The organism is Runella sp., from assembly GCF_027484545.1.
In the GTDB taxonomy this organism is placed as follows: domain Bacteria; phylum Bacteroidota; class Bacteroidia; order Cytophagales; family Spirosomataceae; genus Runella.
Map to the genome: position 1 here is coordinate 1 of NZ_JAIXST010000004.1, position 11,804 is coordinate 11,804.

12 protein-coding genes and 1 tRNA gene are annotated in these 11,804 nt (G+C 42.5%); 8 read left to right on the forward strand and 5 right to left on the reverse strand.

Annotated features, from left to right (window positions below; all coding sequences use genetic code 11):
• Positions 1–247: hypothetical protein (locus tag Q0081_RS00275; RefSeq protein WP_298348067.1), on the forward strand; the 247-nt coding region annotated here is incomplete at its 5' end.
• 159 nt (positions 248–406) lie between these two features.
• On the opposite strand, the gene Q0081_RS00280 is transcribed toward Q0081_RS00275, so the two are convergent.
• Positions 407–490, reverse strand: a tRNA-Leu gene (locus tag Q0081_RS00280).
• Positions 491–573: 83 nt separating this feature from the next.
• On the reverse strand, positions 574–1,818 hold the full coding sequence (locus Q0081_RS00285; protein WP_298348069.1) for an ABC transporter permease: 1,245 nt from the start codon (positions 1,816–1,818) through the stop codon (positions 574–576).
• 157 nt (positions 1,819–1,975) lie between these two features.
• Between Q0081_RS00285 and Q0081_RS00290 the strand changes: the two genes are divergently transcribed.
• Positions 1,976–3,238: an asparagine synthetase B gene (locus Q0081_RS00290; protein ID WP_298348071.1), complete on the forward strand. Its 1,263-nt coding sequence runs from the start codon at positions 1,976–1,978 to the stop codon at positions 3,236–3,238.
• A 78-nt stretch (positions 3,239–3,316) separates the two neighbouring features.
• Here Q0081_RS00290 and Q0081_RS00295 read toward each other — a convergent pair whose 3' ends face one another.
• Positions 3,317–4,132 carry a 3'-5' exonuclease gene (locus tag Q0081_RS00295; protein WP_298348073.1) on the reverse strand — a complete coding sequence of 272 codons (816 nt, stop codon included), beginning with the start codon at positions 4,130–4,132 and terminating at the stop codon, positions 3,317–3,319.
• A 34-nt stretch (positions 4,133–4,166) separates the two neighbouring features.
• Positions 4,167–4,784 (reverse strand): Uma2 family endonuclease, encoded by a 618-nt coding sequence (locus Q0081_RS00300; protein WP_298348074.1) that lies wholly within the window; start codon positions 4,782–4,784, stop codon positions 4,167–4,169.
• Between the two features lie 170 nt (positions 4,785–4,954).
• Here Q0081_RS00300 and Q0081_RS00305 point away from each other — a divergent pair, with 170 nt between their 5' ends.
• From Q0081_RS00305 to Q0081_RS00330, 6 genes are all read left to right on the forward strand, one after another.
• Positions 4,955–5,659: an ATP-binding cassette domain-containing protein gene (locus Q0081_RS00305; RefSeq protein ID WP_298348075.1), complete on the forward strand. Its 705-nt coding sequence runs from the start codon at positions 4,955–4,957 to the stop codon at positions 5,657–5,659.
• A gap of 4 nt (positions 5,660–5,663) precedes the next feature.
• The gene (locus Q0081_RS00310) at positions 5,664–6,476 is read left to right on the forward strand and encodes a hypothetical protein (protein ID WP_298348077.1); all 813 of its coding nucleotides are present in this window, start codon (positions 5,664–5,666) and stop codon (positions 6,474–6,476) included.
• Positions 6,477–6,481: 5 nt separating this feature from the next.
• Complete coding sequence (locus tag Q0081_RS00315) at positions 6,482–7,291, forward strand: hypothetical protein (protein WP_298348079.1); 810 nt, start codon at positions 6,482–6,484, stop codon at positions 7,289–7,291.
• Between the two features lie 5 nt (positions 7,292–7,296).
• Positions 7,297–7,668, forward strand: coding sequence for a GntR family transcriptional regulator (locus Q0081_RS00320; protein WP_298348081.1), 372 nt, complete (start codon positions 7,297–7,299; stop codon positions 7,666–7,668).
• Between the two features lie 13 nt (positions 7,669–7,681).
• Positions 7,682–8,350: a hypothetical protein gene (locus tag Q0081_RS00325; RefSeq protein ID WP_298348083.1), complete on the forward strand. Its 669-nt coding sequence runs from the start codon at positions 7,682–7,684 to the stop codon at positions 8,348–8,350.
• Between the two features lie 136 nt (positions 8,351–8,486).
• Positions 8,487–10,118, forward strand: coding sequence for a GMC family oxidoreductase (locus Q0081_RS00330; RefSeq protein WP_298348085.1), 1,632 nt, complete (start codon positions 8,487–8,489; stop codon positions 10,116–10,118).
• Between the two features lie 145 nt (positions 10,119–10,263).
• On the opposite strand, the gene Q0081_RS00335 is transcribed toward Q0081_RS00330, so the two are convergent.
• Entirely contained in the window at positions 10,264–11,418 is a 1,155-nt protein-coding gene (locus tag Q0081_RS00335) for a 2-isopropylmalate synthase (protein ID WP_298348086.1), read from the reverse strand.
• Between the last annotated feature and the right edge of the window lie 386 nt (positions 11,419–11,804).

Here is an 11,804-nt window from a genome sequence, read left to right on the forward strand (position 1 = left end):
GGCTGGTCAGAAAGTCGCTATCCTTTTCCAAATTGGACAAGTGGCACAACTTGGCGATTGGTTGGTGCTTTTGGCAATTCAACTTGGAGAGGCAGCATTACATTTGATACACCGCCGAAAATTATATTGCCAATACATTCCTATCTACAACAATCAGACCGGTAAAAACGCCAATTTAATTCAATCTACTTCTCTTTTTCCACAATTCTATGCATTCCCACTCAAATCTCAAAAGCTATCGAAATAAAGGGTAAAAGAAGGTATTTTGTAGTAGTTTTTAAGAATCTTTAAGTGATAAAATCAATTTTTGAAATATAAACTTTGAGATAACTTAAGAAATGTTTCAGTAGAATTTCAGTAAAAAACAGAAAAGCCCGAAGCTTTAGCTTCGAGCTTTTTGTTAAAGTACCCAGAGCCGGAGTCGAACCGGCACGGGAGTGACCCCATTGGTGTTTGAGACCAACGCGTCTACCGATTCCGCCATCTGGGCATCTTCTGGAAACGGGACTGCAAAAGTAGCGTCTGACAGATTAAATGCAAGTTTTTTGTAAAAAATTTTTGTAAAAAATTTATCTATTCATAGCGCAAAGCCTCTATAGGGTCTAAGCGTGAGGCTTTTATGGCCGGATAAATTCCTGAAATAATTCCAACGACAACACAAACCAGAATACCCATCATCATCCAGAACCAAGGTATGATAAAACTCGCATTGGAGCTGATTACTTTAGCAATGAGATTTCCAACCACAATCCCGAGGATTAAACCACCTATCCCGCCAAGGATACAAACGACAACGGCTTCCATCAAAAACTGAAGGCGTATCAGGCGAGGTGTAGCACCCAGCGATTTCCGAATGCCAATTTCCCGCGTACGTTCCGTTACCGATACAAGCATAATGTTCATTAACGCAATAGCCGCTCCCAACAGCGTAATGATTCCGATTCCGAAACCGCCAATGCGCAGGTAACCGGAAATATCTTCAAAATCTTTTGCCAAGGCATCGGCACTTTCTACTTCAAAAGAATCCGGTTTACCGATGATATCCTTCCGAACACGGCGCATAATTCCCCGCGCTTCTTCCATAATGAGTTCCTGGTCCTCTACACTATTGACGGAAGTAGTAATGTCAAAGGTAAGCTCCCGATTAGCAGCCAAAGCACGGCCGTTTTCGAGCGGCACTAAAAGTACCCGGTCGTCTCCACCGCCCGTCAGTGAGCCTTTTTTATCCAATACCCCCACCACTTTGTACTGGTTGCCCATCACAATGATTTCCTGATTAACGGGGTTTATTTTTCCTTCAAACAGTTTTTGTGCTACTTCCGAACCGATGATGATCACATTAAGGCCGTTATCCAAATCAGTTTGGGAGAAATTTCGACCGTCTAACAGTTTATAGCCTTTGATCGTCATAAAGTTATCATCAATTCCCACAATCCGGGTATTGGGATTGGTTTTTACAGAACGGTATTTCACCTGTACTGCCCCGCGTACATTGGAAGAAATAGAAACCTGAGCATTGTACGTATCCCTGATCTCCCGCTTGTATTGGTTTGCCTGACGATACGTAACGGGCGGATAGTCTTTAAATTTAACACCTGAATTACGTCTTCTGAACGGCTGCGGGCCTCTGATATCAAAGGTATTGGCTCCCAGATCGGCAAAGCTGTTGTTAACCGAACTTTGCATTCCGTCAATAGCTGTCAGAATCCCGACCAGTGACGTGATGCCAATGGCAATGATAAGCGCCGTCAGCACCGTGCGCAGCATATTGGACTGGATAGAGCGAAGTCCTTCGCGGAAGTTTTCAAGGAGATTCATAGCTTTCGGGAGGCGTCTAAAGGGAGCGATAAAGCAGAAGCTGAAATTATTTTCATGCGAGCTTCCGAATTCTATCTCTTATCTCCATTTTCTGCACGTTTTTTGTAGTATATTCGTTAGTACAAAAGTGATTCTGAAAATTTTAATCCACAAACCGATGAAGCGGTTCATCCTACCACTTATCATTTTTTTTGGCTTTGTTCACGGAGCTTCGGCTTCTAAAGTTCTGATTCCGATGGACGAGTCCCAAAAAAACCACCTGAAGGCCTACGGGTTAGCGTATTGGGTCCTACGTACTTATGATACTGAAATAGACTGGTTACTCAACTATCGAGGGGGCAGTTTTATGTTGGATTGGAGCCAACGAGTGGTCAACGAACTGGTTATTAGAGGGGTAAGTTATGATGTAATTTCCGATGCGCAAAGTGCGGGGATTTTGAACGAAATCGCTCAGCCTGATGCCAATATGGACAATGTCAAACTCCACAAAGCGCCCAAAGTAGCCGTGTATTCTCCCAAAACCAAGCAACCTTGGGATGATGCCGTAACGCTGGTAATGACCTACGCTGAAATTCCCTACGAGACAGTCTATGATGACGAAGTAATGCAGGGGAAATTGGCCGAATACGATTGGCTGCACTTACACCACGAAGATTTCACGGGACAATACGGCAAATTCTTTCATTTCCGGGATTATCCATGGTATCGCGCCCAAAAACGCGAGGCGGAAGAAATTGCCGCCAAGTGGGGATTCTCAAAAGTATCTAAGCTCAAATTGGCCGTTGCTAAAAAAGTGCAGCAATACGTGGCCGGAGGCGGATATATGTTTGCCATGTGTAATGCCACTGATACGTACGATGTCGCCTTAGCGGCCCAAAATACGGACATTGCCGATGTTTTGTACGATGGTGATGGAACCGACCCTGCGGCTCAGAAAAAGCTGGATTTTACGCAGACGTTTGCCTTTCAAAACTTTCAGGTTGTCACCAATCCTTATGAAATTGAATTTTCTACGGTTGACAGTCAACCCAATGACCGTGGCGTAAATGAATCGAATGATTATTTTACGTTGTTTCAGTTTTCGGCGAAGTGGGATCCCGTACCAACCATGCTGACCCAAAACCACCAACAAATCATCAAAGGGTTTATGGGTCAAACAACAGCTTTCAAAAAGCAATACATTAAGCCTGAAGTCATTATTTTGGCCGAAAATCGCACGGCGGGAGAAGCCCGCTACATTCACAGTACATTCGGAAAAGGATTCTTTACCTTCTATGGAGGCCACGACCCCGAAGATTACCGCCACGAAATCAACGAAGAACCTACCGATTTGAATTTACACCCCAATTCCGCCGGTTATCGTTTGATTTTGAATAATATTCTGTTCCCGGCCGCAAAGAAGAAGAAATTGAAAACATAGTTTTCAGTTGACAGTTTACGGTCAACAGTTTACAGTACTAATAAAGAATTTTACTGTAAACTGCCGACTGTAAACTGCTTACTTCCTTCCAAAGGCCATTCTCATTTTAATTTCCGTCAGTTTACGTTTGGTATCCAGAGGAAAATCCCCTTTCATCATCCAATCGTAATAACTGGGTTCTTGGGTAAGCACATCCACAACCCGTTTGCCATTGTGCTTTCCGAAATTAATAATTTCTTCCCCCTTGGCATTGTATGCCATACGATTGGCAAAATCCACGATTTTAGCAGCCGCTAAATTGTGTAAAGCCTCCATGTCATTTTGAACGGGTTCATACAATTCGCCCTTCTCGTTTTTCATCTTCACCCCTGCATAGCGATCAATTTGAGCGCATAATACTTCAAAAGTGGCTACCGTATCGGCATGAGCACTGTGGGCATTTTCCAAGTCTTTACCGCAATAAAATTTATAGGCTGCCGATAAATTGCGGGGTTCCATGAGGTGAAAAATCCGTTGGGCGTCCACGAGTTTACGGTTTTTGATGTCAAATTCTACGTCGGCCCGAAGAAATTCTTCTACCAGCATCGGAACATCAAAACGGTTGGAATTAAAACCTGCCAAGTCACATCCCGTGAGAAATTGTGCCAATGTTTTAGCAAAGTTCTTGAAGGTCGGACAATCCTTTACATCTTCATCGTAAATACCGTGAATCAGGCTCGACTCAATGGGAATAGGCATTCCCGGATTGACGCGAAACGTCTTGGTTTCTGTTTCACCGTTCATCAGAGCTTTCACCACGCTGATTTCTACGATGCGGTCTTTCTGGATATTGATACCCGTGGTTTCTAAGTCAAAAACCGCGAGAGGCTTTTTAAGTTTGAGATTGTGTGCCATTCAAGAGTTGGAATTGAAGCCCCAAAATTAGCATTTATTCCACAGGGATTCCCTCTTTTTCTAAATACGCTGGAATATTGAAGGTAATTCCATCAAAGATTTCAATGTCTTTGTGCCAATCAATGACCAACCAATTTTGGCCTGGTTCAGCTACAATCACCTGTTTGGTTTTGGTAAGAATCCACAATACCTTTTGTACCCCAAAGGTGAGCAAGTTCTTGGTTTTACGGTCAATGTATTCATAATCTGTAAAATTGGCATTGTCTATCTCAACGTCAATTTCGATGTTAATGAAGGGAGGAATTTGCAAATAATGTTCATCAATGAAATTAGGGGTCAATTTTTGTTTTTCATACACCAGAATATCTCCGGCTACATTATTGCCTTTGCCGATATGCAGACCGCCTTCCCCCGTAAAAACATAGAATAAATTTTCGTCAAGACGGCGATCCAATAAACGAAACAAATACCTGATGATAAATAATTGGAGTCCGCTTGCACCCATAATTTCTTCTAACGATTTTTCTTTTCTCAAAACTGCTTTGTACCCTTTGTAATAAACGGGCAGCCCGTCCAATACTTCTTTGATGAGGTATTCAGGGACCTTAGCAGGTTTTCTTGTTTTGGGAGAGATTGTCTGCACAGAAGCCATAACACTATGCTTTTTTTAACAAATATAGAAAAAAAGCATCGAATCGGAGAAATACAAATCGACTGATTCGGGGGTCCAAAAATATTTTGAATGAAACGTTTGGTTTTTATTTTTTCTTCTTTCATTTTTGTAGTGTACTATTTATCTATTACACTAAATCAGCCAATAAAATGATACAATTCAAGAATGTTCAGTTTGGATACAATTCCCAAAAGCTCTTTGTTGATTTATCGCTGCACGTAGAAGCAGGGCATATTTACGGGCTGTTGGGTGAAAACGGTGCGGGGAAAACCACGCTTCTCAAAATGATTGCGGGACTGGTCTTTCCCAAAAGCGGCCACTGTTCTGTACTGAACTACGAGCCGCGGCACCGAAAGCCTTCCTTCATGAGTCAGTTGTATTTTGTATCCGACGAACCCTATTTACCCAACGCAACGGCCCGAAAATACGCCGATACCTATGGTGTATTTTATGAAAATTTTGACTTGGCTTTGTACCTCAACTACCTGCATGAATTTCAGGTAGAACCGGACCAAAAATTCGAACGAATGTCGTTTGGGCAGCGCAAAAAAGCCGTTATCAGTTTTGCTTTGGCTGCCAATACGCCCTTGATACTCATGGACGAACCTACCAACGGCTTGGATATTCCTTCCAAAAGCATTTTTCGGAAATTAGTGGCAGGTGCTATGTCTGAAAACCGTACCATTATCATCTCTACGCATCAGGTTCGGGACTTAGACAGTTTGATTGATTGGGTTATTCTGCTGCACCAGGGCAAAATCATTTATCAGGAAGACCTCAATGTGTTGGCGGAAGAAGCCACTGCTCAACCTAATTTAGAAACGTTGTTTCAGGAAGTAATTTCAAACTATTAATACCATGAAAGACACATTCGACCTTCGTCGTTTTGGACTGTATGCCCGCAAAGAATTCAGTGAAAATTGGAAAGCGTATGCACTGAGTTTAGTAGGTTTATCAGCTATTATGGGATATAATATTTATCAGGATTGGAATTATGTACACAGCAATCTATATGATAAAAAGTACCCATTGGAAATATATTCCTATTTGGCAATTGCGATGGGACCAATGACTTGGATAGCAAGTAGTTATTTATTAAAAAGTTTTTCAAATCGACAACAAACTTTTGCGACTTTGACCCTACCTGTTTCCTCATTTGAGCAGTTTTTGTATGCTTGGATGATAGCTGTGCCATTTGCAACATTCATTTGCTATGTCCTTTGGAAAATAGCCTGGTCTGTTTTTTTGCCCTATTTTTTAAATGATATTCCGAATTTATTAATCGGAAATGACTCAAACTATTGGACAGGAAACCCTTACGTTTCTGTTTTCTTTTTAGGAGGCTCAGCTATTTTTATGTGGGGAGCAGTGACCCTTGGGCGTTTAAATTTCTTAAAGGTATTAGGTATTTTAATTACCGTTGGCTTATTACTATTTGAGTGGGGTCCAAATCGCTTATTGAAAGCAACCTTTCCGAATGCTTACCATATTCGAAAACCCGCCCCAGCCCCTTGGATACCACAAATAGTAACTATTGAATCTTCCAAGGGCGTTTTCTCCAATGATATTCACTCTACTTTTGAGGAAGTATACCAATTTTGGTGGGTCCTGTGCGTCCCTTTATTACTCTACACCATTACTTACCTGAAAATCAAAGAAAAAGAAGTTTAACAGCCATGAACAACACATTTAACATTCGTCGTTTTGGGCTATATGCGCGCAAAGAATTTCGTGAAAATTGGAAAGCGTATGCGTTGGGATTAGTGGGGCTGACAGCTATATTAGGATATAACATTTTTCAGGAATGGGGTTTTGTCCATACCCGTTACAATATAGGAAATTCATATCACGTAGATATTTACCCTTACTTGGCAACCATAATGGGTTTAGCAGTTTGGATAGCAGGTAGTTATTCGCTGAAAAGCTTTTCAACTAAAAAAGAGACTCTTTCAGCTTTGACTGTGCCTGTTTCTTCATTAGAGCGGTTTTTATATGCTTGGATAATGACTGTTCCAATCTCTATGCTTGTTTGCTACATTATTTGGAAAATGGCTTGGTTTATCGCTTTTCCGTATTCCTTAAGTCACATTCCTAAAGTAAAGATTGTGTTTAAATCTGATATTTGGTCAGACAACCCTTATTTTTCAGTTTTCATTTTAGGCGGTTCAGCTGCCTTTATGTGGGGTGCCTTAGCCCTCGGTCGTTTAAATTTCTTAAAAACATTAGGCATTTTAATCGTGGTCGGCTTATTATTTGAATGGGGGCAGAACCGCTTATTAAAGGCAATTTTTCCCGCTGATTTTTCTATAAATTCTTATTCTTCTATTCCTTGGTTACCTCAAACGGCACAAATCAAATATCAAGGCGTATACTCCAGCACATTTCATTCTACGTTTGAAAATATCTATGGTTTTTGGTGGATACTGTGTGTGCCTTTATTACTCTACGTTATTACCTATTTGAAAATCAAAGAAAAAGAAGTTTAACAGCCATGCAATTTCATAACCAAACAGCCATTTATCTGCAAATCGCCGAGTACATCGGCGAGCAGATATTGGCTCAAAACTGGAAACCGGACGATAAAGTACCGTCAATCAGGGAGCTGGCAGTACAATTGGAGGTAAACCCCAATACGGTACAGCGAACGTACGATTTTTTACAAACACGCGAAGTGATTTATACCAAGCGAGGATTGGGCTATTTTGTCACACTCAACGGTGAAACCAACTACCTTAATTGGCGTCGCGAACAATTTATGACCAATGAATTGCCCCTATTTTTCAAACAAGTCAGTATGCTTCGTTTGGATTTTGAGCAACTAAAAGCACAGTATGAAGCATTTTTAAATCCAACTCAGGTCTAAACTCCCTCAAACCATGAAACCATCAACTATCCTATTCATAATCTTCTGTGCAGGCACCTTATTGGTGCAATTATTCACCAATTTAGGCTACCGAAAAGGCTACGAAGAACACCTGCTGTTTGTCAAAAATCACGTGTTTCCCATCAACGCTTTTCCCCTTGAACACATCAAAGTCGTCGTTGCCAAAGGCGTCCGTTTTACCTTGTATCTTACTAAAAACCAACAGGGTTTCAAACAGGATGTTCGACCCGAAGGCATTACTTTTAAAGCCCAAGGTGATACGCTGTTTATTTCTTCAAAAGATGGAAAATACAATGAGCGCAACTATTTTGAAACTTACTTTCGCAGCGTCCCCAACCTTATTCTTTTGGATGCCAACGCAAATATCGTTGCAAAAAATCAGGAAGAACTAAACACCCAGATTGAAAAAAACGGCCAGCTATTGGTAGAAAAAAGCAGTTTTAAGAAAATAAAGGCCGAAGTGAAAGACAATTCCACCCTGATTTTCAACGCCGATGCTACGGTAGATTTATTGGAAGTGACACTGAAAGACAGCGCTTCTTTAAGCGACCATGAGGCTAATATTACCAAGATTGTCCCAACCTATATTTCCGATAAAGCTTCCTTATCTCTTTCTGGAAAAGGGATTCGGGCTTTGCGTTCTCTTCCGCCCCAACGATAGAGCAACGCCTTTTGATTCACGCAAAGGCGCAGGGGAGCAAAGAACATATCCATCATACTCTTTGCGTCTTTGCGTAACCACTATATAATTTGTAGAAAAAATAGTACATTTCCGACAAACTTAACCTTTAACGGAAATGACCTTCGATTATATCATCATCGGTGCCGGCTCAGCGGGTTGTGTATTGGCCAATCGCCTTTCGGAAAACCCTGCCAATCGTGTATTACTCCTTGAAGCAGGCGGGCCGGATAAAAAAATGGAAATCCAAATTCCGGCTGCGTATGCAAAACTCAATCGTACCGAAGTGGACTGGGGTTTTGAAACCGAGCCTCAACCGCATGTTCTGAATCGTAAAATCTATTTACCACGTGGAAAAACCTTAGGAGGCAGCAGTTCGACCAATGCCATGGCCTACGTGCGAGGCAATCGAGCCGACTACGACGAATGGGCGGCTTTGGGCAATTCAGGATGGAGCTATGAAGAGGTTTTACCCTATTTTATCAAATCCGAAAACAACGAGCAAATCACCAATTCCTACCACGGCAAGGGCGGGCCGCTGAACGTAACGTACGCTACCGCTTTTCGTACGCCCGTGGCCGATGCTTTTGTAAAAGCCTGTATAGAAAACGGCATTCCCGAAAACAACGACTACAACGGCGCCGAGCAGGCCGGAACAAGCTTGTTCCAATTCAACATCAAAGGCCAAAAACGTTGGAGTACAGCATCGGCATTTTTGAAACCAGTCCTGCATCGTCCTAATCTCAAAGTGATTACGTTTGCCCATACCAAACAGGTGTTGATTGAAAAAGACCGTGCCGTGGGAGTTGAGTACATCACGGGTAAAAATACAACTGAGGTAGCCTACGCAACTAAAGAAGTGATTTTGTCGGCGGGAGCCTTTAATTCTCCGCAGATTTTGATGCTGTCGGGTATAGGCGACCGCGAGGAACTCAAACATCATGGAATTGCAGCAAAGAAACACCTTCCGGGTGTTGGCAAAAACTTGCAGGATCACCTGTTTACGGGCGTGAGTGCCCTTTCCAACGTGCCAACGGCCAATGATACGCTCAAACCTTTGAGCCAGGTTACCTGTCTGATCAACTATTTATTATTCAAAAAAGGGCCTTTCACCATCAGTCCCTTGGAAGCGAATGCCTTTCTGAAAATACACACCGGGCCTGATCCCGTTGATTTACAGTTTCATTTTGCACCGGTACACAGTGGGAACGATGGCAAGGCTGACTTTTACAATCTTGACACATTTCCACACACCAGCGGTTATACGGTTTTACCGACGCTCCTCAAGCCCAAAAGTGTAGGGTATGTCGGTTTGCATTCATCCAATCCGCTGGCTGCACCGTTGATTAATCCCAACTTTTTATCGGAAGAAGACGATTTAATTACGCTACTGAAAGGTACTAAAAAGGCGTTGGAAATCATGGAAGCAGTTGCTTTTGCACCTTATCGAAAAGAAATCATTCTCCCGCTTCATCGCAGTTCGGACGAAGAATTGATTCTGCACATCAAGACGCTACTGGAAACCGTATATCACCCGGTTGGTACCTGCAAAATGGGTACGGATGAAATGGCCGTAGTAGATAATGAGCTGAGAGTAAAAGGAATCGAAGGCTTGCGCGTGGCCGATGCCTCAATTATGCCGCGTATCATTGCGGGCAATACCAACGCCGCTTGTATTATGATTGGCGAAAAAGCGGCGGATATGATTTTGGGGAGAGTTGCTGTAAAAACCCGGGCAGTCACCAATTAAAAAACAAACCCGACGGGCAGAAGTGCCCGTCGGGTTTAAGTACCCCCACTAAATCTCTCCCTGTAAGGGGAGACTTTGTTTAACTGATATTCAAGCTATTGGCATAGCTGAAAATACCTAAACTTTAATTAGCAGAAATGGAGAACTATGCTACGACTATTTCACGCGCCAATTCCACTAAATCTCTGTCATTTACTTCTTTTTTCACGTCAGCAACATCCAGAAACTGTTTGTAAATTATATCCAAAGTAGCTTTATCGAATGTATAACCCAACAATTCCAAACGGTGTTTCAAGGCATGACGACCGCTGCGAGCCGTCAACACGATCATTGATTTATCCACCCCTACGTCGGTAGGACTCATGATTTCATAATTGAGCGTATGTTTCAGGAAGCCGTCCTGGTGAATTCCTGAGGAGTGTGCAAATGCATTACGTCCCACAATTGCCTTGTTGGCCTGCACCGGCATCCGCATCATTTTGGAGACCAATTGGCTCGTAGGATATAATAATTGGGTATTAATGCCCGTTTCGTAGCCCAATTCTTTGTGTACTTTAAGTGCCATCACGACTTCCTCCAACGACGTATTTCCGGCCCGCTCTCCAATGCCATTCAACGTCACTTCTACCTGACGGGCTCCGTTCATGATACCCGCAAGCGAGTTGGCAGTGGCTAAACCAAGGTCATTGTGGCAGTGGATAGAAATAGTTGCCTGATGAGCGTTGGACGTATTTTCAAAAATATACTTGATTTTATCTCCGTATTCGTGCGGCAAACAATAGCCGGTTGTGTCAGGAATATTGACGACAGTAGCTCCCGCTTTGATGACCGATTCTACCAAGTGAGCCAGAAAAGCGACATCAGCACGGCCGGCATCTTCGCAGTAAAATTCCACATCTTCCACGTAACTCTTGGCATGTTTTACCGCACCAATCGCCTGTTCCACAATTTTCTCGCGGGTACTGTTGAATTTATGCTGAATATGAATGTCAGAAGAGCCAAGACCTGTATGAATTCTACCGCGCTGAGCGTATTGCAGGGCTTCTCCCGCTGCGTCAATATCACCTTTTATGGCACGGGAAAGCGCACAAATAACAGGTTGACGTACAGCCTTAGAAATTTCTACCACTGAACGAAAATCTCCTGGGCTCGAAATCGGAAACCCGGCCTCGATAATATCAACACCCAGTTTTTCGAGTTGTTGGGCAACGACAATTTTTTCTTCCGTTGTCAATTGGCACCCAGGCACTTGTTCGCCGTCGCGCAACGTGGTGTCGAAAATTTGGATTTTTTGGCTCATTGTGTAAAGAGGGGTTGATGGTTGATTTCGACTTTTGGATTATTTTTTCATAAAAAGACCCTTCCTCTGCGTGAGAAAGGGTCTTTTTATGAAAAAGTTCCCCTCTCACATGGCTAATGTGAGGAGAAGGAGACTTTGAATATTATAATTGGTACAAGTCATTTTTTGGTTGCGAATTTTCGCTGTACGCGTATTTCCACAACAAAAGTAGCGGAATAATTTATCCGTGCAAAAAGTTTTGAAAAAAAATCTAAACCAATTGTCGACAGGTTACGACTCAGGTTCTGAGTCAAATTAGTTAAAATGGAAAAAAACGTTTAGCATTGCCCATTGACAGATAAAGAATACATACTGCAACTTGAATCAGCTATGGCTGCTCAAAACCA

Bases quoted from the DNA above. Each gene is read 5' to 3' on its own strand.
- Q0081_RS00290 (WP_298348071.1), top strand. From the start codon at position 1,976: ATGAAGCGGTTCATCCTACCACTTATCATTTTTTTTGGCTTTGTTCAC.
- Q0081_RS00300 (WP_298348074.1), bottom strand. From the start codon at position 4,784: ATGGCTTCTGTGCAGACAATCTCTCCCAAAACAAGAAAACCTGCTAAG.
- Q0081_RS00325 (WP_298348083.1), top strand. From the start codon at position 7,682: ATGAAACCATCAACTATCCTATTCATAATCTTCTGTGCAGGCACCTTA.
- Q0081_RS00335 (WP_298348086.1), bottom strand. From the start codon at position 11,418: ATGAGCCAAAAAATCCAAATTTTCGACACCACGTTGCGCGACGGCGAA.
- Q0081_RS00310 (WP_298348077.1), top strand. From the start codon at position 5,664: ATGAAAGACACATTCGACCTTCGTCGTTTTGGACTGTATGCCCGCAAA.
- Q0081_RS00330 (WP_298348085.1), top strand. From the start codon at position 8,487: ATGACCTTCGATTATATCATCATCGGTGCCGGCTCAGCGGGTTGTGTA.
- Q0081_RS00320 (WP_298348081.1), top strand. From the start codon at position 7,297: ATGCAATTTCATAACCAAACAGCCATTTATCTGCAAATCGCCGAGTAC.
- Q0081_RS00315 (WP_298348079.1), top strand. From the start codon at position 6,482: ATGAACAACACATTTAACATTCGTCGTTTTGGGCTATATGCGCGCAAA.
- Q0081_RS00295 (WP_298348073.1), bottom strand. From the start codon at position 4,132: ATGGCACACAATCTCAAACTTAAAAAGCCTCTCGCGGTTTTTGACTTA.
- Q0081_RS00285 (WP_298348069.1), bottom strand. From the start codon at position 1,818: ATGAATCTCCTTGAAAACTTCCGCGAAGGACTTCGCTCTATCCAGTCC.
- Q0081_RS00305 (WP_298348075.1), top strand. From the start codon at position 4,955: ATGATACAATTCAAGAATGTTCAGTTTGGATACAATTCCCAAAAGCTC.